This is a genomic window from Arthrobacter antioxidans, from assembly GCF_023100725.1.
GTDB lineage: Bacteria > Actinomycetota > Actinomycetes > Actinomycetales > Micrococcaceae > Arthrobacter_D > Arthrobacter_D antioxidans.
Window position 1 is genome coordinate 2,308,404 of sequence record NZ_CP095501.1, and the last position, 25,293, is coordinate 2,333,696.

22 protein-coding genes and 1 tRNA gene are annotated in these 25,293 nt (G+C 71.5%); 8 read left to right on the forward strand and 15 right to left on the reverse strand.

Annotation, left to right across the window (positions count from 1 at the left end; genetic code table 11):
* Nucleotide 1: 1 nt before the first annotated feature.
* From MWM45_RS10580 to MWM45_RS10590, 3 genes are all read left to right on the forward strand, one after another.
* Nucleotides 2–2,584 carry an FtsX-like permease family protein gene (locus tag MWM45_RS10580; protein WP_247826409.1) on the forward strand — a complete coding sequence of 861 codons (2,583 nt, stop codon included), beginning with the start codon at nucleotides 2–4 and terminating at the stop codon, nucleotides 2,582–2,584.
* 79 nt (nucleotides 2,585–2,663) lie between these two features.
* Complete coding sequence (locus tag MWM45_RS10585) at nucleotides 2,664–4,364, forward strand: sensor histidine kinase (protein ID WP_247826410.1); 1,701 nt, start codon at nucleotides 2,664–2,666, stop codon at nucleotides 4,362–4,364.
* 30 nt (nucleotides 4,365–4,394) lie between these two features.
* Nucleotides 4,395–4,934, forward strand: coding sequence for a hypothetical protein (locus tag MWM45_RS10590; protein ID WP_247826411.1), 540 nt, complete (start codon nucleotides 4,395–4,397; stop codon nucleotides 4,932–4,934).
* 17 nt (nucleotides 4,935–4,951) lie between these two features.
* Here MWM45_RS10590 and metG read toward each other — a convergent pair whose 3' ends face one another.
* The 7 genes from metG to ilvD all read right to left on the reverse strand — a co-directional run bounded on the left by metG (nucleotide 4,952) and on the right by ilvD (nucleotide 14,794).
* The gene (gene metG, locus MWM45_RS10595) at nucleotides 4,952–6,526 is read right to left on the reverse strand and encodes a methionine--tRNA ligase (protein ID WP_247826412.1); all 1,575 of its coding nucleotides are present in this window, start codon (nucleotides 6,524–6,526) and stop codon (nucleotides 4,952–4,954) included.
* A gap of 58 nt (nucleotides 6,527–6,584) precedes the next feature.
* A complete protein-coding gene (locus MWM45_RS10600; protein WP_247826413.1) occupies nucleotides 6,585–7,514 on the reverse strand; it encodes an acetamidase/formamidase family protein in 930 nt (309 codons plus the stop codon).
* Between the two features lie 26 nt (nucleotides 7,515–7,540).
* Nucleotides 7,541–9,130 (reverse strand): phosphoglycerate dehydrogenase, encoded by a 1,590-nt coding sequence (serA, locus tag MWM45_RS10605; protein WP_247826414.1) that lies wholly within the window; start codon nucleotides 9,128–9,130, stop codon nucleotides 7,541–7,543.
* 137 nt (nucleotides 9,131–9,267) lie between these two features.
* Nucleotides 9,268–10,293 carry a ketol-acid reductoisomerase gene (ilvC, locus tag MWM45_RS10610; protein WP_043445951.1) on the reverse strand — a complete coding sequence of 342 codons (1,026 nt, stop codon included), beginning with the start codon at nucleotides 10,291–10,293 and terminating at the stop codon, nucleotides 9,268–9,270.
* A 52-nt stretch (nucleotides 10,294–10,345) separates the two neighbouring features.
* Nucleotides 10,346–10,858: an acetolactate synthase small subunit gene (gene ilvN, locus MWM45_RS10615; RefSeq protein WP_043445954.1), complete on the reverse strand. Its 513-nt coding sequence runs from the start codon at nucleotides 10,856–10,858 to the stop codon at nucleotides 10,346–10,348.
* A gap of 2 nt (nucleotides 10,859–10,860) precedes the next feature.
* A complete protein-coding gene (locus tag MWM45_RS10620; protein WP_247826415.1) occupies nucleotides 10,861–12,741 on the reverse strand; it encodes an acetolactate synthase large subunit in 1,881 nt (626 codons plus the stop codon).
* A gap of 349 nt (nucleotides 12,742–13,090) precedes the next feature.
* Nucleotides 13,091–14,794, reverse strand: a complete 1,704-nt coding sequence (gene ilvD / locus MWM45_RS10625; protein ID WP_104165532.1) for a dihydroxy-acid dehydratase — start codon at nucleotides 14,792–14,794, stop codon at nucleotides 13,091–13,093.
* A gap of 232 nt (nucleotides 14,795–15,026) precedes the next feature.
* Between ilvD and MWM45_RS10630 the strand changes: the two genes are divergently transcribed.
* The gene (locus tag MWM45_RS10630; protein ID WP_247826416.1) at nucleotides 15,027–15,482 is read left to right on the forward strand and encodes a hypothetical protein; all 456 of its coding nucleotides are present in this window, start codon (nucleotides 15,027–15,029) and stop codon (nucleotides 15,480–15,482) included.
* A 33-nt stretch (nucleotides 15,483–15,515) separates the two neighbouring features.
* On the opposite strand, the gene MWM45_RS10635 is transcribed toward MWM45_RS10630, so the two are convergent.
* Entirely contained in the window at nucleotides 15,516–16,484 is a 969-nt protein-coding gene (locus MWM45_RS10635) for a 2-hydroxyacid dehydrogenase (RefSeq protein WP_247826417.1), read from the reverse strand.
* 150 nt (nucleotides 16,485–16,634) lie between these two features.
* Here MWM45_RS10635 and MWM45_RS10640 point away from each other — a divergent pair.
* Nucleotides 16,635–16,707: transfer RNA gene (locus tag MWM45_RS10640), tRNA-Lys, on the forward strand.
* 232 nt (nucleotides 16,708–16,939) lie between these two features.
* On the opposite strand, the gene MWM45_RS10645 is transcribed toward MWM45_RS10640, so the two are convergent.
* Both MWM45_RS10645 and MWM45_RS10650 read right to left on the reverse strand, forming a co-directional pair.
* The gene (locus MWM45_RS10645; protein ID WP_247826418.1) at nucleotides 16,940–17,242 is read right to left on the reverse strand and encodes a hypothetical protein; all 303 of its coding nucleotides are present in this window, start codon (nucleotides 17,240–17,242) and stop codon (nucleotides 16,940–16,942) included.
* Nucleotides 17,239–17,418, reverse strand: coding sequence for a hypothetical protein (locus MWM45_RS10650; RefSeq protein WP_247826419.1), 180 nt, complete (start codon nucleotides 17,416–17,418; stop codon nucleotides 17,239–17,241). Before MWM45_RS10650 ends, MWM45_RS10645 begins: the two co-directional genes overlap by 4 nt.
* 341 nt (nucleotides 17,419–17,759) lie before the next feature.
* On the opposite strand from MWM45_RS10650, the gene MWM45_RS10655 reads away from it, so the two are divergent.
* Complete coding sequence (locus tag MWM45_RS10655; protein ID WP_247826420.1) at nucleotides 17,760–18,467, forward strand: hypothetical protein; 708 nt, start codon at nucleotides 17,760–17,762, stop codon at nucleotides 18,465–18,467.
* A 98-nt stretch (nucleotides 18,468–18,565) separates the two neighbouring features.
* A complete protein-coding gene (locus MWM45_RS10660) occupies nucleotides 18,566–19,030 on the forward strand; it encodes a VOC family protein (protein ID WP_247826421.1) in 465 nt (154 codons plus the stop codon).
* A 72-nt stretch (nucleotides 19,031–19,102) separates the two neighbouring features.
* Here MWM45_RS10660 and MWM45_RS10665 read toward each other — a convergent pair whose 3' ends face one another.
* The 4 genes from MWM45_RS10665 to MWM45_RS10680 all read right to left on the reverse strand — a co-directional run bounded on the left by MWM45_RS10665 (nucleotide 19,103) and on the right by MWM45_RS10680 (nucleotide 23,184).
* Nucleotides 19,103–19,291: a DUF2795 domain-containing protein gene (locus tag MWM45_RS10665; protein ID WP_247826422.1), complete on the reverse strand. Its 189-nt coding sequence runs from the start codon at nucleotides 19,289–19,291 to the stop codon at nucleotides 19,103–19,105.
* A 67-nt stretch (nucleotides 19,292–19,358) separates the two neighbouring features.
* Nucleotides 19,359–20,219 (reverse strand): glycosyltransferase family 2 protein, encoded by an 861-nt coding sequence (locus MWM45_RS10670; RefSeq protein WP_247826423.1) that lies wholly within the window; start codon nucleotides 20,217–20,219, stop codon nucleotides 19,359–19,361.
* Entirely contained in the window at nucleotides 20,216–21,775 is a 1,560-nt protein-coding gene (locus MWM45_RS10675; protein ID WP_247826424.1) for a PfkB family carbohydrate kinase, read from the reverse strand. Before MWM45_RS10675 ends, MWM45_RS10670 begins: the two co-directional genes overlap by 4 nt.
* Nucleotides 21,775–23,184, reverse strand: coding sequence for an aldehyde dehydrogenase family protein (locus MWM45_RS10680; RefSeq protein WP_247826425.1), 1,410 nt, complete (start codon nucleotides 23,182–23,184; stop codon nucleotides 21,775–21,777). The genes MWM45_RS10675 and MWM45_RS10680 overlap by 1 nt, the downstream gene beginning before the upstream one ends.
* A 218-nt stretch (nucleotides 23,185–23,402) precedes the next feature.
* Between MWM45_RS10680 and MWM45_RS10685 the strand changes: the two genes are divergently transcribed.
* The gene (locus MWM45_RS10685) at nucleotides 23,403–24,557 is read left to right on the forward strand and encodes a glycosyltransferase family 9 protein (RefSeq protein ID WP_247826426.1); all 1,155 of its coding nucleotides are present in this window, start codon (nucleotides 23,403–23,405) and stop codon (nucleotides 24,555–24,557) included.
* Here MWM45_RS10685 and MWM45_RS10690 read toward each other — a convergent pair.
* Nucleotides 24,523–25,248: an SDR family oxidoreductase gene (locus MWM45_RS10690; RefSeq protein WP_043445974.1), complete on the reverse strand. Its 726-nt coding sequence runs from the start codon at nucleotides 25,246–25,248 to the stop codon at nucleotides 24,523–24,525. The two genes, MWM45_RS10685 and MWM45_RS10690, sit on opposite strands and share 35 nt — an antisense overlap.
* Nucleotides 25,249–25,293: the final 45 nt, after the last annotated feature.

A 25,293-nucleotide genomic window follows, 5' to 3' on the forward strand; every position in this document is an offset into this window, starting at 1 on the left:
CGTGCTGCAGGTAGCCCTCGCCCAGGTCCGTGTCCATGCCCGGCGCTTCCTCGCCGTCGGCCTCGCCGTGATGCTCGGTGTGGCCTTCCTCTCCGCGACCCTGATGGTGGGCGCGACCACGAAGGCCAGCCTCGGGGAGAGCATCGGGGCGTCCTACGCCAGGGCGGACCTCGTGGTGACCGCGCAGGACGGCGGTTCCGTCCCGGCCGGCGTGTCCGCCGACCTCGCCTCCGTCCCCGGCGTGGACGCGGTCCACGGCCTCGAACGCGCCTACGCCCAGCTCACCACCGGCTCCCAGGACGCGCTCGCCGTCCTGACCACGACGGCGACGCCGCGGCTCGAGACGGCGGTCATGACCGCCGGGTCCTATCCGTCGGAGGCCGGCCACGTGGCACTGGACGAGGCCTCCGCGGCCCGCCTCGACGTCGTCCCCGGCGACACGGTGGCACTCGATGCCGCCGCTCCCGCCACCTCGCCGGGCAACGCCCTGACCGTCACCGGCCTCACCGAACCGAGCGCGGACCCCTCGCTCTCCGGTACGGTACAGGTCCTCGCCTCCCCCACCGTGGTGCGGGAACTGAACGACGGCGAGACCGTGGCCCGCAACCTGCAGCTCGCCCTGGCACCCGGAGCCGATCCTGCGGAGGTGCTCACCGCGACCTCCTCCGCCGTCGACGCGGTCCCCGAGGACGGACGGGCCCCCCTGGTGGTCCGGACGGCGGCGGAGCAGACCGTCGCGGACATCGCCTCCTTCTCCAACGACAGCGACGTGCTCACCGGGGTACTGCTGGCCTTCGCCGCCGTGGCGATCCTCGTCGCCGGGCTCGTCATCTCGAACACCTTCTCGGTCCTGGTGGCCCAGCGCACGCGCGAACTCGCCCTCCTGCGCTGCATCGGCGCGGAACGGCGCCAGGTCCGCACCGCGGTGCTCGTCGAGGCCGCGATCGTGGGGCTCGTGTCCTCGGTGCTCGGCGTGCTGCTGGCCACGGGACTCATGGCCGCCCTCGTGGCCCTGGCCCGGCAGACCGACTACGGCTCCTTCGCGGTCCTCGCCGTGCCGGTGTCCGCCGTCGCCGGCGGTATCGCCGTGGGTCTGCTGATGACGCTCCTCGCCGCGCTCCTCCCGGCACGCGCCGCCACCCGGGTGGCTCCCCTCGCCGCGCTCCGTCCCGCGGAGCCGCCGGTCGCCGGGAGCGGCAGCGGTCGCCTCCGGCTGGTCACGGGGCTCGTGGCCGTCGTCGCCGGTGGGGGGCTGCTGCTGCTCGGCGCGCTGTCCGTCGCCCTCGTCCCGGCGGTCGCCGGTGGCGCCGCCTCGTTCCTCGGCGTCATGCTCCTCGCCCCCCTGTTCGTGCCACGCAGTGTCGCCGCCGTCGGCAGGATCGCCCGCCCGCTGGGCGTGCCCGGCGTCCTGGCGTCGCTCAACGCCGTCCGCAACCCGGCGCGCACGACGGCGTCCTCGGCGGCCCTGATGGTCGGCGTCACGCTCGTCACGATGATGATGGTCGGTGCCCAGACCTCCCGGACGTCCTTCGAGCGGGAACTGGACCAGAACTATGCCGTGGATCTGGCGGTCTCGGGCGCGGGCACCGCATCGGCGTCGCCGGACGCAGGGGGCGGCGCGCAACCTCGCCTCGACGGTCCCACGCTGCTGGAGGTGGACGGCGTGCGTACCGCCGTCGAGCTCACGCCGGTGATGCTCACCAGCGCACAGGACGGCGCGGAGGTGGTCTACGCCGTGGATCCCGCGGAGCTGGCCGGCGTCCTGCGCTCGGAGGGCACCGTGCTCACCGACGGCGTGGTCCTGGCCCCCCAGACGTGGACGCGGACGGACGTGACGCTCGAGGGCGGCGACGGTGCAGCGACGCTCCCCGTCACGGCCGTCGACGCCGTCTACTTCCAGCCGCTGATCACAACCGCCACGGCGGAGCGGCTCGGCGGCACCCCGGACGGCGCCCTGTCCGCCTATCTCGCGCCCACCGGTGAACAGCCGGCGGAGCCGGTACCGGCGGGGGCGAGCCTCGCGGACCACCTCGGGACGGTGTTCTGGCTGAAGCTCGACGACGCCGCGGACGTGGCAGCGGTGACGGACGTCCAGGCGCGGATCGTGGACGCCACGGGCGTGTCCGAGTACCAGGTGAGCGGAGCGGCGCTCGAGCGGGTGGCGTACAACCAGGTCATCGACGTCCTGCTCCTGATCGTCACGGCCCTGCTGGCCGTGGCCGTGCTCATCGCGCTGATCGGCGTCGCCAACACGCTCTCCCTGTCCGTGCTGGAGAGACGCCGGGAGAACTCGCTGCTGCGGGCGCTCGGCCTCACCCGCGGCCAGCTGCGCGGGATGCTCGCCGTCGAGGCCGTGCTCATGGCCGGGGTCGCGGCGCTGCTCGGCACCTGCCTGGGCACGCTCTACGGCTGGCTCGGCGCCCAGTCCGCCCTGGGCGGGATGGCCCCGGTCAGCCCCGCGGTGCCGGTGGGGCAGATCGCGGCGGTCCTCGCCGTGGCGGTCGGGGCGGGCCTGCTGGCCTCCGTGCTCCCGGCGCGTCGGGCCGCCCGGCTCTCGCCGGTCGCCGGTCTCGCAAGCGACTGACGCCCGTCGCGGCGTCCTCCCCGACGACTGTCGTGCCACCTATATTGGGAGCATCGCAGTCGATCTCGGAGAGGACGCCGTGGAGCAGGACGAAGCAGCAGGGAACGACGGCGGGGCGCTCGCCGTCGTCGTCTCCGCGTCCGCGCAGGACGACGCGGCCGTGGACCGGGTGCTCACCGAGGGCGGGTACCGGGCGAGGACCGTCGGCCCCGGGGCGTCCGTCCTCGACGCGGTCCTCGACGCCGCCCCGGACCTCCTGCTGGTGGACCTGCCCACGGCCCTCGACCACGTGGACTCGCTGCCGGACGTCCTCACCCGGTACCCCGCGCTCGCGACCCTGCCCGTGATCCTCCTCCTCCCCGAGGGCTGGAGCGGGGAGATCCCGGAAGCCGTGGGACGGTACGCCTCCGACGTCGTCTTCCCTCCCGTGCAACCCGCCGAGCTGCTGCACCGCACCCACGCGGTGATCGCGCGACGTCGGCGGCACCGGGCGCAGCGGGCGTCCGCCGTCCGGCTGCGGGAGGACATGCGGGCCATCTCCGCCCGCATCCGCGCGACGAACGACCCGGCCGTCATGGTCGAGGCCTTCCTCCCCGGCGTGGGCCGCGCGCTCGGCGCACACCATGTGGCGCTGCAGGTCTTCGACGACGAGCGCGTCGCCGCCCACGGCAGCAGCTGGACCGATCCCGCGGAGGGCGCGCGGACGCCCCTGGCCGCACCCCGGCGCGAGCACCAGGAGGGTGCGCTCCCCCTGGCGCTGGCCCTGTGGGAGGACAGCGCCACCGGCACCTTCAGCGCCGGCCCCGGAGCCGTGCCGCACGCCGGCGAGGTCCCGGTCCCGGGCTGGCTGCGGGAGGGCGACGCCGGCCGCCGCACCCTTCACGGCGTGGTCGCCGCACTGGGCGAGGGGGACACCCCGTTCGGCCTCCTGTGGATCATGAGCGAGGAGCAGCCGCAGGCCTTCTCCGGTGTGGAAGGCGCCCTGACCCAGCACGTCCTCGGGAACCTCGCCCACGGACTCATCCAGGCCCAGCTCATCTCGCGCCAGCAGCAGGCGGTCCGGAAGCTGCAGGCGCTCAACCAGGCGAAGAGCGACTTCGTCGGGACCGTGAACCACGAACTGCGCACCCCGCTCGCCTCGATCGCCGGGTACCTCGAGATGATCCTCGACGGCGTGGGCGGTGAACTGCCGCCGGAGGCGAGCACCATGCTGCAGGCCGTGGAGCGCAACACCGCCAAGCTGAGCGGGCTGATCGAGAACATCTCCGCGCTCTCCTCCCGGGAGTCGGAGGCGCCCGGGCACGGGCCCGTGGACCTCGTGCACCTCCTCGCGGAGCTCGCCGGCCGTGCCGTGTCGGAGGCCGCCGCCGGCCGTATCGTGATCGAGTGCACGCTCCCGGATCATCCGGTGACGGTGTCCGGGGACCGCGGGCAGCTCTCGGCGGCCCTCGCGATCGTGCTGTCCAACGCCATCAAGTTCACGCGGGAGGAGGGCAGCGTCTCGATCGGGCTGGCCCACGAGCCGGACCACGGGCGCGTGGTCGTCGTCGTGCGGGACACCGGCATCGGGATCCCGGAGGAGGACGTGCCGCGCCTCTTCGACTCGTTCCACCGGGCCGCCACCGCGGACCGGGCGCTGCCCGGCGCGGGTGTGGGGCTCTCCGCCGCCAAGAAGACGGTCGAGGCGCACCGCGGGAGTATCACGGTCGAGTCCACCCTGGACGTCGGGACCGCCGTCGCCATCACGCTTCCGCTGCTGGAACACGCTGCCGTAGGGTGAGGTGCTGATCAATCGATGGAAGGAACGCCCATGACGAGCGCCACGAACGGCATCCCGGGGACCCGGCTGAACCTCGAGACACTCCTGCCCTACTTGGACCTCCACCTCGCGGGCGCCACGAACGGCGTCCGGCTGTTCAACGCGGCGCGGATCTCCTGGGCGAACACACCGCACGAGGCAGAGTTCACGCGGCTGCGGAAGGAGATCAGCGAGGAGCGTGCGTACCTGAAGAAGCTCATCAGGACCCTGGGACACCGTCCCAGCCGCATCAAGATGGGCTTCGCGCACGTGGCCTCCGTGGTCGCCGAGTTCGATCCCCTGAACCCCCTGCGCCGCAAGGCGACCGCCGGGGCGCAGCTGGAACTCGAGGCCCTGCAGTCCCTGCTCCGGGGCAAGGAGGCGCTGTGGGCCACGCTCCTCGCCCTGCCGGCGGGTGCGACGGCCGGTCCCGGGCGCCCCGGCTTCGACCGCGCCGCACTCGAGCGCCTGCTGGCAGCGTCGCAGCAGCAGCAGGACACCGTGTCCCGCGTCATGACGGAGACGGCCCAGGCCCGCTTCCTGCTCCGGTAGCCCCCGGGGCGCGGCGGTCACGCCGTGACGGGCTCCTCATACTTCGGGAACACCGGCGTCGGCGCGGGGAGGGCCGTACCCGGTGTGATGCGCTCACCCAGTGCGCTGAAGAGTCGCCGGGCGTCCTCGCCCTCCTCCCCCTGGCCGAGGGCCGTGAGGATCCGCCCCGCGCTGGTCGGCATGACCGGCTGGGCGAGGATGGCGACCACGCGGAGCACCTCCAGCGTCACGTACAGCACGGTGCCCATGCGCTCCGGGTCGGTCTTCCGCAGGACCCACGGCTGCTGGTCGGCGAAGTACGCGTTCGTCTCGCCGAGGACGGCCCAGACGGCCTCGAGGGCGCGGGAGAACTCCTGCTTCCCGTACGCGGCACGGCTGACCCCGAGCAGGGCGTGGGCCCGGTCGAGGATCTCGGTGTCGGCCGGGGTGAACTCCCCCGGCTGCGGCACGGCGCCGCCGCAGTTCTTCGCGACCATGGACAGCGACCGCTGCGCGAGGTTCCCGAAGTTGTTGGCGAGGTCGGAGTTCATGCGCCCCACCACGGCCTCGTGGCTGTAGGAGCCGTCCGCGCCGAACGGCACCTCGCGGAGGAGGAAGAAACGCACCTGGTCCAGGCCGTACTGGTCCACCCAGTCGGCGGGCGCCACGGTGTTGCCGAGCGACTTCGACATCTTGACGCCCTTGTTGTGCAGGAACCCGTGGATCATGACGCGCTTCGGTACCTCGAGCCCGGCGGACAGGAGGAAGGCCGGCCAGTAGATGGCGTGGAAGCGGGAGATGTCCTTGCCGATCACGTGGACGTCGGCGGGCCAGAACTTCCGGAAGCGCTCCGAGGCGGTATCGGGGAAGCCGATGCCGGTCAGGTAGTTGGTGAGCGCGTCCACCCAGACGTACATGACGTGGTCCGGGTTGCCGGGCACGGGCACGCCCCAGTCGAACGTGGTGCGGCTGATGGACAGGTCCTCGAGCCCGCGGCGCACGAACGAGATGACCTCGTTGAAGCGGGACTGGGGCGCGCCGAACTCGGGCTGCGCCTCGTAGAGGTCCAGCAGCTTCTGCTGGTAGGCCGAGAGCCGGAAGAAGTAGCTCTCCTCCTCGGTCCAGGTGACCTCGGTGTCGGTCTCCTTCGCGTACCGCACGCCGTCCTCGCGGACCTCGGTCTCGTCCTCGCCCCAGAACGATTCGTCGCGGACCGAGTACCAGCCGGCGTACTTGTCGAGGTAGATGTCGCCGTTGGCCTCCATCCGCTTCCAGATCTCGGCGGCGGCGGCGTAGTGGTCCTCGTCCGTGGTGCGGATGAAGCGGTCGTAGGAGGTGCCGACGACGTCGTTCATGTCCCGGAACGCCAGCGCGTTGCGCGTGGCGAGCTCGCGGACCGGGATGCCCTCGCGGTCCGCGGCCTGCTGCATCTTCAGCCCGTGCTCGTCGGTGCCCGTGAGGTACATGACGTCGTAGCCGTCGAGTCGCTTGAAGCGTGCCATGGCGTCCACGGCGATCGTCTCGTAGGCGTGGCCGATGTGCGGCAAGCCGTTGGGGTAGGAGATGGCCGTGGTGATGTAGAACGAGGGCTTCTCGTCGGCTGCGGGAGTCACCCTATGAAATTACCCCGCGCGGACCGCATTTGCCCAAGCGTGCAGTGCGGCCGGGGCCTCAGGCGGTTCCGACGGCGTCGAGCCCCAACACCGCGTGGACCCCCCACGTCCGGTTCGCGATCTGCGTGACCCGGAGGTCGACGACGGCACTGGCCAGGGCCAGCGCGGCTTTCCGTTCCAGCCCGTGCAGCCGCTGCAGCCAGGTGAGCATGGCGCCGAGCGCCTCCGCCGTCGCCCGGTTGAGGTCCGCGTCGAAGCCGAAGGTGATGCGCGCGGTCGGCGTCACCGCATGGATGCCGGGGACGGGGGCGTCGCGGAGGACGTCGACGGTGACCGTCGTCGTCATGCCGCACTCGATGGCGGTGCCGCCCACCTCGCCGTCGCCCTGGGCGGCGTGCCCGTCGCCGAGGTGCAGGAGGGCTCCGGGCACCGTCACCGGGAGGAAGAGCGTGGAGCCTGCCGTGAGTTCGCGGCAGTCGATGTTCCCGCCGCCCTCCGCGCGCGGCGGGGTGGTCGAGTGCTCGCCCGGCTCCGCCGGCGGCAGCCCCACCACGCCGAGGAAGGGCGCCAGCCGGACGACGTGCCCGTACTGGTCGGTGCCGGTCCCGGCCGCCCGGTCGAGGTCCCAGAGCAGCCACGCGGGCTCCGTCCCGTCGAGGCCGAGGCTCCGCGCGAAGGCGTCGTCCCGCCGACCGGCCACCGTGAAGCCCCAGTCCGCGGGCTCCAGCGCGTCGAAGCGCACCGCGAGGACGTCGCCGGGTACGGTCCCGGCGACGTCGATCGGCCCGGTGAGGGCGTGGCCGCGCCGGTCCGGGAAGCGGTAGGGCGTCACCGCCCCCGGTGTGGCCTGCCGCTCGAGGTGGCCGGACGCGTCGAGGGACTCGACGACCACGCGGTCGCCGGGTTCGATCTTGAGCACGGGCGGGGTTTCCCGCGACAGGACCTGCGTGGCGGTCGCCGGCGTCGCCGGGAGATGGTGGGTGGGCATGCTCGTCCTCTCGTGCCGGCCGTCGCTCAGTCCTGCAGGTCCACTTCCCGCGCCACGGTGGCACCGATCTCGGTCCGGATGGCATCCAGGACGTCCTGCGGCACCGCGCTGTCCACGGTGAGGAGGGACAGCGCCTGGCCGCCCTCCTTGTTCCGGGCCACCTGCATGCCGGCGATGTTGATGTCCCGCTCGCCGAGGAGGCGGCCGAGGGCGCCGATCACGCCGGGGCGGTCGGTGTAGAGGAGGACGAGGAGGTGCTCGCTGATGGGGATCTCGAGGTCGTAGCCGTTGACGCCCACGAGCTTCTCCACCTGCTTGGGACCCGTGAGCGTCCCGGCCACCGAGATCTGGCTGCCGTCGGACAGCGCCCCGCGGAGGCGGAGCACGTTGCGGTACTCCTCGGACTCGGGCGTGGTGATCAGGCGCGAGGTGATGCCGCGCTGCTCGGCGAGGACGGGCGCGTTGACGTAGGAGACCTGCTCGGAGACGACGTCGGTGAAGACGCCCTTGAGGGCGGCGAGTTCCAGGGCCTTGACGTCGAGGGACGCGATCTCGCCCGCCACCTCGATGTCGATCTGCGTCAGGGAGGCGTGCGTGAGGGCCGTGAAGATCCGGCCGAGCTTCTCCATGAGCGGGATGCCCGGGCGCACCGCCGGATCGATCACGCCGCCGGCCACGTTGACGGCGTCGGGCACGAGCTCCCCGGCCAGGGCGAGCCGTACCGATTTCGCCACGGAGATGCCCGCCTTCTCCTGGGCCTCCTCCGTGGACGCCCCGAGGTGGGGGGTCACCACGACGCTGTCGTGGGCGAAGAACGCGAGGTCGGTGCTGGGCTCCCGGACGAAGACGTCGACGCCGGCGCCGGCGATCAGCCCCTGCTCCAGCGCGGTGTGGAGGGCCTCTTCGTCGACCAGCCCGCCCCGGGCCACGTTGACCACGTAGGCAGTGTCCTTCATGAGCGCGAAGGCCTCGGCGCCGAGCATCCCGACGGTCTCGGGGGTCTTGGGCATGTGGATGGTGACGAAGTCCGACTCGCGGAGCAGCTCCTCGAGGGACACCAGGCGCACCCCGAGCTGGGCGGCGCGGGCCGAGGTCACGTAGGGGTCGTAGGCGAGGATCTGCGTGCCGAAGCCCTGCAGGCGGGCCGCGACGAGGGCGCCGATCCGGCCGAGGCCGATGATGCCGATGTTCTTCTCGTACAGCTCCGTGCCCGAGTACTTCGAGCGCTTCCACTCCCCCGCCTTGAGCGCGGCGCTGGCCTGCGGGATGTTCCGCGCGAGGCTGAGGATGTGGCCCACGGTCAGTTCGGCGGCGGAGATGATGTTCGACGTCGGGGCGTTCACCACCATTACACCGGCCTGCGTGGCGGCCTTGATGTCCACGTTGTCGAGGCCCACTCCCGCGCGGGCGATGACCTTCAGCTTCGGTGCGGCCCGGATGGCCTCGGCGTCCATCTGCGTCGCCGAGCGCACGAGCACGGCCTCGACGTCGGCCAGCGCGGCGAGGAGCTGGGAGCGGTCGGCGCCGTCGGTGCTGCGGATCTCGAAGTCGGGGCCCAGCGCTTCGACGGTGGCGGGCGAGAGTTCTTCGGCGAGGAGGACGACGGGCTTGGTCACGGGGGTTCCTTCGGGGTAAGCGGGATCAGGCGGACGGGAGGGGGCGGGACGTGTCCGGAGGCGGACACAGGTCCGGCAGGACACCTGCTCGTCGGTGAGCATCGAACACGTGTCCTGCCGGGCCGGGGGTACCTGCGCTAGCGCGCGACGGAGCCCTCGGTGTAGTCGTCGCTCGTCTTGATCCAGGAGAAGAGCTTGCGGAGCTCGCGGCCCGTGCTCTCGATCGGGTGGTCCTCGCCCTTCTTGCGGAGTGCGGTGAACTCGGGTGCCCCGGCGTCCTGGTCGTCGATGAACCGCTTGGCGAAGGCCCCGTTCTGGATGTCCGCGAGGACGGCCTTCATGTTCTCCTTCACCTCGGGCGTGATGACGCGCGGGCCGGAGACGTAGTCGCCGTACTCGGCGGTGTCGGAGACGCTCCAGCGCTGCTTGGCGATGCCGCCCTCCACCATGAGGTCGACGATGAGCTTGAGCTCGTGCAGCACCTCGAAGTACGCGACCTCCGGCTTGTAGCCGGCCTCGGTCAGCGTCTCGAACCCGTACTGGATGAGCTGCGAGGCGCCGCCGCAGAGCACGGCCTGCTCGCCGAAGAGGTCCGTCTCGGTCTCCTCGGTGAAGGTGGTCTCGATGACGCCCGCGCGGGTGCCGCCGATCGCCTTCGCGTAGGACAGGGCCAGGTCGCGGGCCTTGCCCGATGCGTCCTGCTCGACGGCGATGAGGTCGGGGACGCCGCGGCCGGCTTCGAACTCGCGCCGGACGATGTGCCCGGGGCCCTTGGGTGCCACGAGGGCGACGTCGACGTCGGCCGGCGGCTGGATGTAGCCGTAGCGGATGTTGAAGCCGTGCCCGAAGAACAGGGCGTCGCCGGCCTGCAGGTTCGGCGCGATCTCGTCCTTGTACACGTGCCGCTGCACCTGGTCCGGGGTGAGGACCATGATGAGGTCCGCTTCCGCGGTCGCCTCGGCCACGGAGAGCACCCGGAGGCCCTCGGCCTCGGCCTTGGCGCGCGACGCCGAGCCTTCCTTCAGTCCGACGCGCACATCGACGCCGGAGTCCCGCAGGCTCAGCGCGTGGGCGTGGCCCTGGCTGCCGTAGCCGATGACGGCCACGGTGCGGCCCTGGATGATCGAAAGATCTGCATCGTCGTCATAGAACATCTCGGTCACGGGTGTTATCTCCTTGAGGTGGGTACTGCTGGAAAGGTCTGGTGGGGTGGGGTCAGGCGCTGCGCAGCGCGCGGTCGCTCATCGACTTGGCGCCGCGGCCGATCGCGAGCGTGCCCGACTGCACGATCTCGCGGACGCCGAACGGCTCGAGCACGGACAGCAGCGCCGAGAGTTTCTCGGCCGTGCCCGTCGCCTCGATGATGAGCGAGTCGATCGCCACGTCGACGACGGCCGCGCGGAACAGGTCCGCGGCCTGGGTGACCTGGAGGCGCGTGGCGGCGTCGGCCCTGACCTTGATCAGGACGTGGTCGCGCTGCACCGACTGTTCGGTGGTCAGTTCGACGATCTTGATGACGTTGATGAGCTTGTTCAGCTGCTTGGTGACCTGCTCGAGGAGATCTCCCTCGGCTTCCACCACAACGGTGATGCGGGACATGCCCGCGACCTCGGTCGGTCCGACGGCGAGGGAGTTGATGTTGAACGCGCGCCGCGCGAAGAGGCTCGCGACACGGGTGAGGACGCCGGGGACGTCCTCGACGAGCACGGACAGGGTGTGGCGTGCCATGGTCAGTCCTCCTGTTCCCAGGTCGGGGTCATGTTGCGGGCGATCTGGATGAGGTCGTTGCTGACGCCCGAGGGCACCATCGGCCACACCATCGAGTCGCGGCTCACCACGAAGTCGATGACGACGGGGCGGTCGTTGATGGCCAGCGCCTGCTCGATGGTGGCGTCGATGTCCTCGTCGCGCTCGCATCGCAGGCCCACGCAGCCGTAGGCGTCGGCGAGCTTCACGAAGTCGGGCACGCGGACGGTGTCATGACCCGTGTTGAGGTCCGTGTTGGAGTAGCGGCCCTCGTAGAAGAGGGTCTGCCACTGCCGCACCATGCCGAGCGAGGAGTTGTTGATCACCGCGACCTTGATGGGGATGTTGTTGATGACGCAGGTGGCCAGTTCCTGGTTGGTCATCTGGAAGCAGCCGTCGCCGTCGATGGCCCAGACCACGCGGTCCGGGTTGCCCACCTTGGCGCCCATGGCCGCGGGGACGGAGTAGCCCATGGTGCCGAGGCCGCCGGAGTTGAGCCAGGCGTGAGGGCGCTCGTACTGGATGAACTGCGCGGCCCACATCTGGTGCTGGCCCACGCCGGAGACGAACACTCCCTCGGGTCCGGTGAGCTCGCCGATGCGCTTGATGACCTGCTGCGGTGCCGACAGGCCGTCGTCGGGCTGGGTGAAGCCCACTGGGTAGGTCTCGCGCAGGTGGTCGATGGTCTTCCACCAGGCGGAGATGTCGGGGCGTTCCTGCGCTGCGAAGGATTCGCGGACGGCTGCGGTGAGTTCGGGGATGATCTCCTTCACCGAGCCGACGATCGGCACGTCGGCCGCGCGGTTCTTGGAGATCTCGGCCGGGTCGATGTCCGCGTGGATCACCTTCGCGTGCGGCGCGAAGCTGGCCAGCACGCCGGTCACGCGGTCGTCGAAGCGCGCGCCGAGGGTGATCAGCAGGTCCGACTGCTGGAGTGCCGTGACGGCGGAGACCGAGCCGTGCATGCCCGGCATGCCGACGTGCTGCTGGTGGGAGTCGGGGAAGACGCCGCGGGCCATGAGGGTGGTGACCACGGGGGCGCCGACGAGTTCGGCGAGCTCCCGCAGTTCCTGCGAGGCGTGCCCCTTGACCACGCCGCCGCCCACGTAGAAGACGGGACGCTGCGAGCCGCTGATCAGCCGTGCGGCCTCGCGGACCTGCTTGGCGTGTCCGCGCAGCACGGGCCGGTAGCCGGGGATGTCGATGCGGGGCGGCCAGGAGAAGGTCATCGACGACTGCTGGGCGTCCTTGGCGATGTCCACGAGCACGGGGCCCGGACGTCCGGTCGTGGCGATGTGGAACGCCTCGGCGAGCACGCGGGGGATGTCCTGGGCGTCGGTGACGAGGTACGAGTGCTTGGTGATCGGCATCGTGATGCCGACGATGTCCGCTTCCTGGAAGGCGTCCGAGCCGATGAAGGCGCTCGAGACCTGCCCGGTGATGGCGACCATGGGCACGGAGTCCATGTGCGCATCCGCGATGGCGGTCACGAGGTTGGTGGCACCCGGTCCCGAGGTCGCGATGCACACGCCGGGACGGCCGGTGACCATGGCGTAGCCCTGCGCTGCGTGGCCGGCCCCCTGCTCGTGCCGGACGAGGATGTGCCGGAGCTTCGTGGACGCCAGGAGGGGATCGTAGGTGGGGAGGATGGCCCCACCGGGAAGGCCGAAGACGTCGTCGACGCCGAGTTCCTCGAGGGAGCGGACGATCGCCGCCGACCCGAGCATCTCGGTAGGGGCCACGACCCGGTTGGGGCCGCGGACGGAGCTCGCCGGAGCGACGGGCGCGGACTCGCGCGCGGGTGCTGCGGGAGGTGCTGGCCTTGCTGCCAACAGCGCTGGGCTGATGGGCGATCCCTTGGACATCTTAGACTTCCTTTGGAACGTTCGCTGCACTGCTGCAGCTGTGACTGCGGGCTTCCGCGCACCTTCTGTGTCGACGGGTTGTGTCAACAAAAAAACCCCTCAGCCTGGTGGGGCTCTACGAGGGGTTGCGCGTGACTGCAGTCGTCTACGAGACGGGCTTCAGGCCACGCGCTGCATAAGAATGACGACTACGGGTTCGGGCTGCATACCTGTAGTTTCCACGCCCCCGTGAAAGGGTGTCAACCGGACCCCTCCGCGTCTCACATGATGGACAAGCAGTCCAGTTAGTGGACATTAACCCCCGGGCCGGGATCCCGCCGGGAGGTCGCGACCTCCCGGCGGGCGGGCCTCAGCCGCAGTAGGCCCCTTCGGAGGCCGAGTGGACGAGCTTGGCGTACTTCGCCAGGACGCCCTTGGTGTAACGGGCGGGAAGGGGCTCCCAGCCGATCCTGCGCTCCTCGAGCTCGGCCTCGTCGACGAGGAGGTCGAAGCTCTTCGCGGCGATGTCCACGCGGATGCGGTCGCCGTCTCGCACGAAGGCGATGGGTCCGCCGTCCACGGCCTCCGGCGCCACGTGCCCGATGCAGAGGCCCGTGGTGCCGCCGGAGAAGCGGCCGTCGGTCAGCAGCAGCACGTCCTTGCCCAGGCCGGCGCCCTTGATCGCGCCGGTGATGGCGAGCATCTCGCGCATCCCGGGGCCGCCCTTCGGGCCTTCGTAGCGGATGACGACGACGTCCCCTGCGTGGATCTGCCCGGCGTCGAGCGCGTCCAGGGCGCCCTGCTCGCGCTCGAACACGCGTGCCGTTCCCTCGAAGATGTCGGCGTCGAACCCGGCGCTCTTCACCACGGCGCCCTCAGGGGCCATGGACCCGTGCAGGATGGTGATGCCGCCGGTCTTGTGCAGCGGGTTGTCGAGGGCCCGGAGGATCTTGCCGTCGAGATCCGGCGGATCGATGTCCGCGAGATTCTCCGCGAGCGTCTTGCCGGTAACGGTGAGGCAGTCGCCGTGCAGCAGTCCGGCGTCGAGCAGTGCCTTCATGATGACCGGCACCCCGCCCACCTTGTCGACGTCGAACATGACGTAGCGACCGAACGGCTTGAGGTCGCCGAGGTGCGGGATCGTGTCGCCGATCCGGCTGAAGTCGTCGAGGCTCAGGTCGACCTCGGCCTCGCGGGCGATCGCCAGGAGGTGCAGGACGGCGTTCGTGGAGCCGCCGAAGGCCATGGTGACGGCGATGGCGTTCTCGAAGGCCTTCTTGGTCATGATGTCGCGCGCCGTGATGCCGAGGCGCAGGAGGTTGACGACAGCCTCGCCGGACTTCTGAGCGAATGCGTCGCGTCGGCGATCGACGGAGGGAGGGGCAGCGGACCCGGGCAGTGACATCCCGAGGGCCTCGCCGATGCAGGCCATGGTGTTGGCGGTGTACATACCGCCGCACGCGCCTTCCCCGGGACAGACTGCGCGTTCGATGCTGTCGAGGTCCTTGAGGCTCATCGTGCCTGCTGCACAGGCTCCCACGGCCTCGAAGGCGTCGATCAGGGTGACTTCCTTCTCGGTGCCGTCCTCGAGCTTGGCGAAGCCCGGCATGATGGTGCCCGCGTAGAGGAACACGGACGCGAGGTCGAGGCGGGCGGCCGCCATGAGCATGCCGGGCAGGGACTTGTCGCAGCCGGCGAGGAGCACGGAGCCGTCGATGCGCTCGGCCTGCATGACGGTCTCGACCGAGTCCGCGATGACCTCACGGGAGACGAGGGAGAAGTGCATGCCCTCGTGTCCCATGGAGATGCCGTCGGAGACGGAGATGGTGCCGAACTGCATGGGGAACCCGCCGGCGGAGTGGACGCCTTCCTTGGCACCCTGGGCCAGACGGTTCAGGGAGAGATTGCAGGGGGTGATCTCGTTCCAGGAACTCGCGACGCCGACCTGCGGTTTCGCGAAGTCGTCGTCTCCCATGCCCACCGCACGAAGCATCCCGCGTGAGGGGGCCGCGTGGATGCCGTCGGTGACGATGCGGCTTCTTGGCTTGATGTCTGGGGTTGTGTCCGCGCTCATAGGGGAGAGTCTAGGCCCGCGTTGCACGCACGTTTCGCCATATGACCGGCCTGTTACAGCAGTCCGCGGGCCCGGCGGCGGCGGGTTCCCGGGTGCGCACGGCACCTCGTCCGCGGGGTGCACGCTCCGGTACAGTGTGGACTTCGCGGGCGAATCGACAGCCCGCCGGGCGCACCGCGAGCAGCCCCGCGAGGGGCCGAGTCCGACAGCCTCCTACCGCAATGGCCGTGATATGACCCCCGAAGAGCCCTCCTCCTCCAGCCGACCGCTCGACGGCGGACAGGGCCTGAAGAACGCCCTGCGCCGGGTCTTCGATTCGCAGATCCCGAACTACGGCGACTACAACCTCGTCTTCGCGGTGCAGGCGGCCACGCCCGGCGCCCGGACGGCCTACGTGGTGGGCTACCGGTGGAAGCCGGCCGAGCTGATGATCGCCCCGGTGGACCTCGCCGGCATCACGGGCGCGGGCGTGCCCGTCGAGGTGAACATGACCAACCTGGCGCACGCGCTGCAATGGGACGAGGACGGCAGCTTCGAGGTGGGAACCAGCACAGGGCGCATCTTCCGGTTCGGCGTGACACCGGCCCCGGTGCTCGACGTCGGCCCCGGCACCGCCCTGCAGCTCCTCCAGCACGAGGACGTGACGGATTTCACGTCCTTCATGGAGGCCTTCATCGGCATGTCCTGAGCGGTTCCCGGCCCGCCCCATCGGTCAGGGGTGTCAGGCCCAGGGGCCGCGCCGCACAAGGTTGACGGGCTCCTCGCCGCGGCCGAGCAGCTCGACCTGCCGGCGGAGCAGCGCGAGGATCCGGGGCGGGAAGGCGCCGGTGTTGCCGCCCACGTGCGGCGTGATGATCGCCCCTGGCGCGCTCCACAGCGGATGCCCCGCGGGCAGCGGTTCCGGGTCGACGACGTCGAGCGCCGCCCGGAGCCGGCCTGCCAGCACCTCGCGGGTCAGCGCGTCGGTGTCGACGACGGCGCCGCGGGCCACGTTGACGACGAGCGCGCCGTCGGGCAGCGCCGCGAGCACCTCCGCCCCGATCAGCCCGCGCGTGGCGTCCGTGAGCGGCGTGATCACGATGACGACGTCGTGCTCCGGTGCGAGCCGGACGAGTTCGTCGCTGCCGTGGACGTGGCCCAGGGCGTCGTCCCGCGCCGCGCTGCCCACGCGCGTGACGGTCACCTCGAAGGGTGCGAGCCTCCGGCGGATCTCCTCGCCGATCCCTCCGACGCCCACCAGCAGGACCCGCCGGTCCGCGAGGCCCGGGTAGCGCGCGCTGCGCCAGCGGCCCTCGGTTTGCTGCCGCACGGCGTCGTCGATCCCCCGCAGCGACGCGAGGGCCAGGCCGACGGCGAGTTCCGCCGTGGCCGCCGCGTGGACGCCCGCGGCGGTCGCGATGGCGACGCCGGGGCCCACGAGGTCCGCCACGCCGTCGTAGCCCGTGGACTGCGTCTGCACGAGCGCGAGGTTCGGGGCGGCGTCGAGCGCCCCGTCGAGGTGCGCGCGTCCCGTGTACGGCAGGACGACGGCGTCGAGCGCGGCCGGGTCGCATCCCTCCGGCGGTGCCTGGAAGTCCCACAGCACCACGTCGACGCCGGACGAGACGCCGGCCAGGGCGTCCCTCAGGTCGGCGGACGGGACGCTCAGGGTGCGGACGGTCGGGGGCGCTGCGGCGGCGGGGATCGTCATGGCGCCAGCCTAGCGCCGTACCCGGTCCGGCCCCCTGGGACGCTCCGGGGCGGTGCGATCCCCCGGTTTCAGGTTTCGGGCAAAGTGCTGGTAGAGTTTCATGCTGTTGCGGATGACCCGGACGGCACGAAAAAGCCGGGAAAACGCCACGCACCTCTAGCTCAATTGGCAGAGCAATTGACTCTTAATCAATGGGTTTCGGGTTCAAGTCCCGAGGGGTGCACAACCGGAAGGCCCTCCCACCAGGCATAACGCCGAGTGGGAGGGCCTTTTTCGTTGCCCCGGGAGTGACGCACTCCACGCTAAGTCGAAGTTTATTGGTGACCCCTTCGCCCACGGACGGCGTGAAAAAGGCGGTCCCGGCGTCCGGAACCGCCTCTCCCCTACCGTCCGGCCAGGTCACTCCACCAAGCCATCTCGGCCGCCATGGTCGCAGGTGGCCTGCTGCTTGGCGCTCACAGGGCGGCCTCCGCCTTACCGGTGAGGGCGGCGAGGACCTGCCGTGCCGGCTGCATGTAGTCCCGGATGGTGAATTCCTCGCCGCGGTAATAGAAGTTCCCGAGGGTGGCAGCAATGACCTCGACCGTCGCGTCGTCCACCTTCACCCGGTGGATGCCCTGCTCGGCGTCGGCGGCATCAGCGGCAGCGAGAATGACCCCGACTTCGTGAGACAGCTCGTCGACCTCGTGCGGCACATACCGGCCGCTCATGTCCTTGTCCCAAGCCTTCGCTGCGGGTTCGATCCTGTGGTCGCTCATGCTGCTGCCCTCCTGGCGGTGGTGTCGACGGCATTGTCGAGGAAGTGGCGCCCTTCGGTGTCGGAGAGCATGGCACCCATGGCCTGCTCCCGTCCATAGGCCGCGCCGACGTCGGCGGTCCCGGCGGCCATGAGGTCCTGCAGCCGGTCGGCCTTGACGATGGACGGGAACCGCACGCGATGGCGTAGCAGTACGCGTCCAGGCGGCCGCGAGCGACGGGGTGGTGTCCGGACCGTCCTGAATTGTTGGTATGCTGTTCATGCCGCTACTCCTTCATACGAGTAGCGGTAGAAACCCGATTTGCTCTCGCCGGCAGTCGGGTTTCGCTTTGCCCGGGGCGTTTGCCCCACGGCATCGCATCTTCCGACGCACCCAGTGGGCCGAGCGCTACCGCGACTGGCCCGTCAACGTCGCTGCCGCCTCGAGGACCGGGCTTCGATTTCCCTGGCGGCACTTCCGCCCCGCTCCGCGCTCCTCGTAAGGTAAGGGTTGCCGCGGCCGGGCCTACGATGGACGCGTGAACGATATCCTCTCCTTCGCCGGGAGCTACTGGTGGCTGGTCTTCCCGCTCTCGGGCGTCTTCGCCATCTGGGGCAAGTCCCTCTCCGAGGCGACGGAGCGGCGGCACCAGCGCAAGATGGAGCTGTACCGGCTGAAGCATCCCGGTGGCCCCCCGGTGCCGCTCGAGGCCCCGCCCGCTGCGGCGAAGCCCGTCCCGACGACGACGCAGCGCGAGCACGTGCAGCGCATGCACGACGAGGTGGACCGGAAGTGGCTCGCCTACGAGCTCGACGCCGCGAAGCTCATCGACTACCCCATGATGACCGACGTCCGCGAGCCGCTCACCGTCGCATTCCTGCGCGCCAAGCGTGAGGCGGACGCGCTGCGGCCGGAAGCATCCGCCGCGGTGACGCCCGAGGACCTTGCAGCGTACCGTTCCGCGGTCACGTCCTACGACGTCGCCTTCCAGATCGCGGAGACCGAGGCCCGGCGGGTCCGGGCGAGCGGGTTCACCACCGAGGAGCGGCAGCGGCTGGAGACGGCGCGCCGGCTCGTGACCGTGGCGATCGACGACGCCGCCACGGCGGCGGAGCGCCAGACCGCCTATCGCCGCGCCCGCCGGGAACTCGATGGCCTGATCGTGCTGCCGGACGCCACGGTGACCTCGCTCGAGGAGAAGGTCGCCGGGGCGATCGCGCAGCGGCCGGAACCCCCACAGCCCTGAGTGCCGCAAAGCCCTTCCCCGTTCCGCTCCCCGGGACGATAATCGCTCCGTCCAGCACAAGGGAGTGGCCGGCGAGCCACCCGACGAAAGGCGACCTCATGGCAGCGACGATCAACACGTATCTCAGCTTCAAGGACACCGCGAGGGAGGCCATGGCCTTCTACCAGTCGGTGTTCGGCGGTGACCTCACCAGCAGCACCTTCGCGGACTACCAGGTCAGCGAGGATCCGGCGGAGCAGGACAAGATCATGCACTCCATGCTCACCACCCCGTCCGGGCAGGTCCTGATGGCGGCCGACACCCCCAACAGCATGGAGTACACCGCCCCCGCCGGGCACTCGCTGTCGATCAGCGGCGACGACCAGCAGGAGATCCGCGGCTACTGGGACGCCCTGGCGGGCAGCGGCAACGAGGTGATGCCGCTGGCGCAGTCGCCCTGGGGTGACAGCTTCGGCATGTGCGTCGACCGCTTCGGGATCAGCTGGATGGTGAACATCGCCGGGGCGCCTGCGGGCGACCAGGCGGCCGGCCAGGGAACGGAGCGGGAGACGGCCCGGAGCTGACCCGCGGCTTCGGTCCGCCACCGACACGACCGACGGCGGTGCCCCTCGAGGGACACCGCCGTCGGGTGCGTCCTACTTGGACGCTTCCTTGTTCACGTCCGTCGGCGAGTCGAACTCGCGGTCGGGCAGGTTCCCGAGGGTCTCGAGAACCGTGTCATCGGCCCCCTTGTCCTTCGCGTGCTTCACGAGGTCCTCCTTGGACGCCGGGTAGTCCATGCCGCCCAGGGCCTTCTGGATGTCGATCGGGCTCGGATCTGCCATGTGGTGCTCCTTCGGTTCGGTTGTGCCGGTCGGGATTGCTGGTGGTGCCTCCGATGCGGAAGCACCGTCACTGGTCCAGGATCTCCTGGGCAGCGTCTGTGGCACGGTCGACCACCGTGGTGGGTGCTTCGAGGTGCACCGCCCCCGAGGGGATGATGCCGGCGCCGCCGTAGCGCTCCATGACACGCCACTGGGCGGCCACGTCCTCCCCTGCGTGCCCGGGCGGCAGCTGGTCCCAGAAGTCGAACCCGCCGCAGTCCACGAGGGCCCGGCGGTCGAAGAGGACACAGCCACCCACCCACGCGACGCGGTAGAGCCGCCACTCCCCGGGTGGGAGGGCCAGCTCGGCGGCGGCGTGCGCGAGGTTGGCCGCGTTGTGCAGCGGCCAGCGATCGAAGCCCTCCGTGCCCGGGCGGATGCGTTCGGGCCGCACCTCGTTGTCCGGCCAGAGGACGAGCTCGCTGCGCTCCTGGGGCCGGGAGTCGTCGAGGAAGGACAGGCCCTGCACCGCGGAGCCCACGAACCCGCAGCCGGCGGCCCGCAGGGCCCGGGTCATGCGGTGCAGGGACGCGGGTTCGAGCCAGACGTCGTTGTCCAGGAAGAGGACGGACGGTGCCCCGGCCAGGCCGAGCAGGTAGCTCCGGTGTTCGGCGAGTCCCCGGCGCGGGAAATGCCGTTCGAGCCGGACGGGCCGGCCCTGCGCCTCGAGGACCCGTACCATCGCGCGGACGGCGGGCTGGTCGAAGGCGGCTTCGCCGTCGGTCTGGTCGCTGAGGATCACGCGGAACGCCGGCGCCTCCTGCGCGGCCAGGCCCGCCAGCGTCACCGCGAGCTCCGCGGGACGCCCGAACGAGGGGATCAGCACGTCCACCTCGGGCTCCCCACCCGGCGGCTCCAGCGCCCACTCCCCCGACCACCGCGAGGTCACGGCACCTCACCCGCCGGGGGCGTGGCGCGGATCCGGCGGACCACCTCCGCGGTGGAACGCTCGGGGACGTAGTCGAGGATGCTGACACGACCGCCGCAGGCCTCGACGGCGGGCGTCTCCTCCAGCATCTGTGCGGTGTAGTCGCCGCCCTTGGCATAGACGTCGGGCTTCAGCTGGTCGATCAGCGGCACCAGGGTGTCGCTCGCGAAGACGGTGACGTAGTCCACGCAGCTGAGGGAGGCGATGATGCCCGCGCGGTCGGCGATCGGGTTGATGGGCCGGTCGGGGCCCTTGAGCCGGCGCACGCCGTCGTCGTCGTTCAGGGCCACCACGAGGACGTCCCCGAGCTGCTTCGCCTGGTTGAGGTAGCGCGTGTGCCCTCGGTGCAGCACGTCGAAGCAGCCGTTCGTGAGGACGATCCGCTTGCCCGCGGCGCGGTCCGCCTCCACCTTCCGCAGCAGCTCGTCCGTGGCGAGGGCCGTGTCCGCGAACTGCTGCAGGTGGCCCGTCAGGTCCGCCGTCGTGCAGACGGACGTGCCGGGGCGGTGGACCACGATGTCGGCCGCGGCCTGCGCGAGGTCCAGGCTCGTGGTGAGCGGCAGTCCCGCGGCACGTGCGGCGGTGAGGCTCGCGACGAACGTGTCCCCCGCACCCGAGGCTTGCTTCTCGGTGGCGGGCCTGGCGTAGGTGCGGTGCTCCTCGCCGTCGGGCCCGAGCAGTACCGTGCCGTCGCGGTCCAGCGTGACGACGACGTTGGCCGCGTTGGTCGCGGCGAGCAGGTCGCTGCGGCGGGCTGCCACGGCGGCGGCGCGGTCGGTCCGCGCGTCGAGGCGCATGCCGAGGACCTGGGCGGTCTCCTGGGCGTTCGGTGTGACGATGTCCGGGCGCAGGGCGGACCACGCCGCGGTGTCGTGGGCGTCGACCACCACGACCGCGCCCGGATCGAGGGTTGCACGGCGGGCCAGGGCGGCACGGACCTCCCCGTCGAGCGCCCCGGAGCCGTAGTCGCAGACGACCACCGCGTCGGCGCCCGTGACGGCGGCGGGGATCCGGGCGGCCAGTGCGGCGATCGCGACCGCAGGCAGGTCGTCGTGCGTATCGTCGAGCCGCAGCATGACCTGGTCGCCGGCGAGGATGCGGTACTTGGTGGTGGTGGAGACCCGGGCGTCCTGGACGAGGTCCGTGGTGTCCACGCCCGCGTCCTCGAGGATGCCGCGCAGGCGGCGGCCGGCGTCGTCGTCCCCGATCAGCCCGCACATCCTCACGCGGGCACCGAGCGCCGCCAGGTTCACGGCCGTGTTCGCCGCGCCCCCGGCCGCGTATTCGCGGCGCGTGACGTCGACCACCGGGGCGGGCGCCTCACGGCAGAAACGCTCGATGGTGCCGCTCCACCAGCCGTCCAGCATCGCGTCCCCGACCACCGTGACGGACGGCGCGCGGTCGGCGATGGCGGCGGGCACCCAGGCCGCGAGCCCGCGCACCCGGGCCAGGTCCCCCACACCGTCCCGGTCCTCGGGCGCGGTGTCGGCGGGGAGTCGCTGCAGGGCGTCCTCCATCAGTCCTCCTGCGGTGGGCTGCTGATGTGCACGACCTTCACGAGGGAGAACTCGTCCAGCAGTTCGGGGCCGTAGCCGAAGCCCGCACCGCTGATGCCGCGCGGCTGCGCGGAACCGCCCGGGGCGCCCCCGAACACCGCGTTGACCTTCACGGTCCCGACGGCGAGCCCGGCGATGGCCCGCTGCGCGTGGGCGATGCTCCCGGTCAGGACGGACGCCGCGAGCCCGTACGGGCCGGCGGCGGCGAGGCGCAGGGCGTCGTCGAAGCCGTCGACGACGGTCACGGGCGCCACCGGGCCGAAGGTCTCCTCCGCCATGACGGTCATGGCCTCCGTGCAGCCCGAGAGCACGGTGGCCGGGTAATGGGCGCCGGGGCCCTCGGGGACGGCGCCGCCCTCGAGGCACACGGCGCCCTGCCCGACGGCCTCGCCGACCTGCGCCTGGACCGCGTCACGCATGCGCCGGTCCACGAGCGGCGGGAAGGTCCCGCTCGCGTTGCGGCTCCGGGCCTCCTCGGTGAGGGCCGCGAGGAACGGCTCGGCGATGGCCCGGCACACGTAGATGCGCTCCACGGAGGTGCAGATCTGCCCGGCGTTGGCGAAGGCTCCGAGGGCCGCCTGACCGGCCGCCCAGACCGGGTCGACGTCGGCGTCGACGATCAGGGGGTCGTTGCCGCCGTTCTCGCGGATGACATGGGCGCCGGTGAGGACCGCCGCGCGGGCGATGCGGGCGCCGGTGTCACTGGATCCCACGTGCGCGTACACGTCGACGTCCGCCTCCGTGGTGAGCTGCTGCCCCACCCCGGCGCCGCCGGTCAGGGTGATCAGGACGCCGTCCGGGAAGGCCGGCTGGAGCAGGCGGCCGAGGAGCTCGCCCACGTGGGGGCAGCGTTCGCTGGGTTTGTGGATCACCGTGTTGCCCGTGACGAGCGCCGCCCCGATCAGGCCGGCGGCCACCGCCACGGGATCGTTCCAGGGGGTCAGGAGGACCGCGACGCCGCGCGGCCCGGCCACCGTGTAGTCGGTGGCGGTGACGGCCCCGCGCAGGCTGAGCCCACGGTGGACGGGGCCGAGTTCCGCGTACTGCTCGAGCGTGGAGATGGCGGCCTCGACGCCCCCGAGCGCATCCGCGGGCGGCTTGCCCGTCTCCCGCGTATTGAGGTCGGCCAGTTCCCGGGCGCCGTCGCGCAGCGCCGAGGCGGCCCGTCGCAGGGCGGAGCCCCGCTCCGCCGGGCTGGTGGCCGCCCATTCGGGCTGCACGGACCGGGACAGGGCGACGGCGAGGGAGACCTGCTCCCGCGCCGCGGAGGGCAGGGTGCCCACCTCGCTGCCGTCCCGGGGATCGACGATGGTGACGGACTCCTCGCCGAGCGCATCGGGCAGCGCGGGTGTCTGGGCGTTGATGGACATGGTGCTCCTCGAGGTCGAAGGCCGTGACGGCTGATCTACTCTTCCCGTACCCGGCTCCCGCGCGTTCACACAGGCGGCGGGCCGATTTCTCCTCTCCGTGCCGCAGTCATCAGCAGGCTTAGCATATGGTGGCAGGAGGAGCAGCGGTGGCTTCCCGCACGGCGGGGAACCGCTGGACAGCGGCCGGTCACACGACACGGCGGACGGAGAGGACACCCATGCAGGACGGCACCACGGCGGCGGACTTCGGCGGGCGGCAGGACACGGCGCGAGCGGTGGGACCCGTCCTCGAACCGTTCGGGGACATCCGGCGGATCGCCGTCCTGCGCGGCGGCGGCCTCGGCGACCTCATGTTCGCGATGCCGGCGATCTCCGCCCTCGACGCCCGCTATCCCGATGCTGCGATCACCCTGCTCGGCATGCCCGGCCACGCGGCGCTGCTCGAGGGCCGGCCCGGACCGGTGTCCTCGGTCGTGGAGCTGCCCGTCTGCCCCGGGGTCCGCCCGGGGGACGAGGACCCGGGGGCCGTGGACGCGTTCTTCGACGGGATCCGGGGGTCCTTCGACCTCGCCGTGCAGCTGCACGGTGGCGGCCGCAACTCGAACCCGTTCCTCCTGCGGCTGGAGGCCCGCCACACGGTCGGCACCCGCACGCCCGACGCCGTGGCGCTGGAACGCACCATCCCCTACGTCTACTACCAGCACGAGGTGTTCCGCGCCCTGGAGGTCGTGGGCCTGGCCGGGGCCGTGCCCGTGGACCTGGAACCGCGGGTGAGGGTCCTGCCCGAGGAGGTGGACCGGGCGGCGCAGCTGACCGGTGCGGGCGCCGTCGTCGCCCTGCATCCCGGCGCCACGGATCCGCGCCGCCGGTGGCCGTCGTCGTCGTTCGCCGAGGTGGCGGTGCGCGCGGCCGCGGACGGCTGCGAGGTGGTGGTGGTCGGGGATGCGACGGACGTACCGGCAGCGGAGGAGATCGTGCGCCTGGCGCTCGCGCAGGACCCGGCGGCGGACGTCAGGTCGCTCGCGGGGCAGCTCTCGCTCGGCGAGCTGGCCGGCGTGCTGGACCGCAGTGCCGTGCTGGTGGGTAACGACAGCGGGCCCCGGCACCTCGCGCAGGCGGTGGGGACGCCCACGGTCGGCGTCTACTGGATCGGCAACATGATCAACGCGGGGGCGATCGGCCGGACCCTGCACCGCGTCCACTTCTCCTGGGTGACGCACTGCCCGGCCTGCGGCGTGGACGTCACCCAGGTGGGGTGGACGGCGGAACGCTGCGAGCACGATGACTCGATCGTCGCCGCCGTCCAGCCCGGGGCCGTCTACGCGGACGTGGCCGAACTCAGGGCCACGAGCCTTCTTCTGCGTGGGCGATGACCATCTCGCGGATCTCGCAGCTCCTGGGCTGTGAGAGCGCGAAGAGGATCGCCTCGGCGACGCGCTCGGGATCGTTGAGGCGGGAGTCGTCCTGCGGCTTGTACTGCTCGTCGCGGTCGTCGAAGAAGCGCGTCTTCATGCCGCCGGGGATGATCGTCGTGACGCCGATCTGCCCGGTGGTCTCCGCGGCGAGGGCCTGCGAGAAGCCCATGACCCCGAACTTGGAGGCGCAGTAGGCCGTGGCGTCGCCGACGGCCTTGATGCCGAGGGTCGAGGCGATGGTGACCACGCGGCCGTGGGTCTTCTTCAGGTACGGCAGGGCGGCGCGGGCGGTGGACGCCGTGCCCATCAGGTTCACGCCGATCACCTTCTCCCACTCGTCGGCCGGCACGGTGTCGAGCGCGCCGCACCGGTCGATCCCGGCGGCGGTGACGACGGCGTCGAGTCCGTCCATCATCTCGGCGGCCTCGCGGACCGCCGTCTCGACGGCCTCGCGGTCGGCGACGTCGACCTCGAAGGCCTTGACGCCGGTCACCCGGCTGATGTCGCGGTCCAGCACCACGGGGGTGCCGCCTGCGGCGAGGACGCCCTGGACGATGGCCGCGCCGAGGCCGGAGCCTCCCCCGGTCACCAGGACGCGTCCCGGGTTGAAGCCGTTGCCGGTCGTGGTGGTCGTCGTGTTCTCGGTCATGTGCGTACCTTTCGTAGCGTGCACGGGGCCGGCCGGACGGGCCGG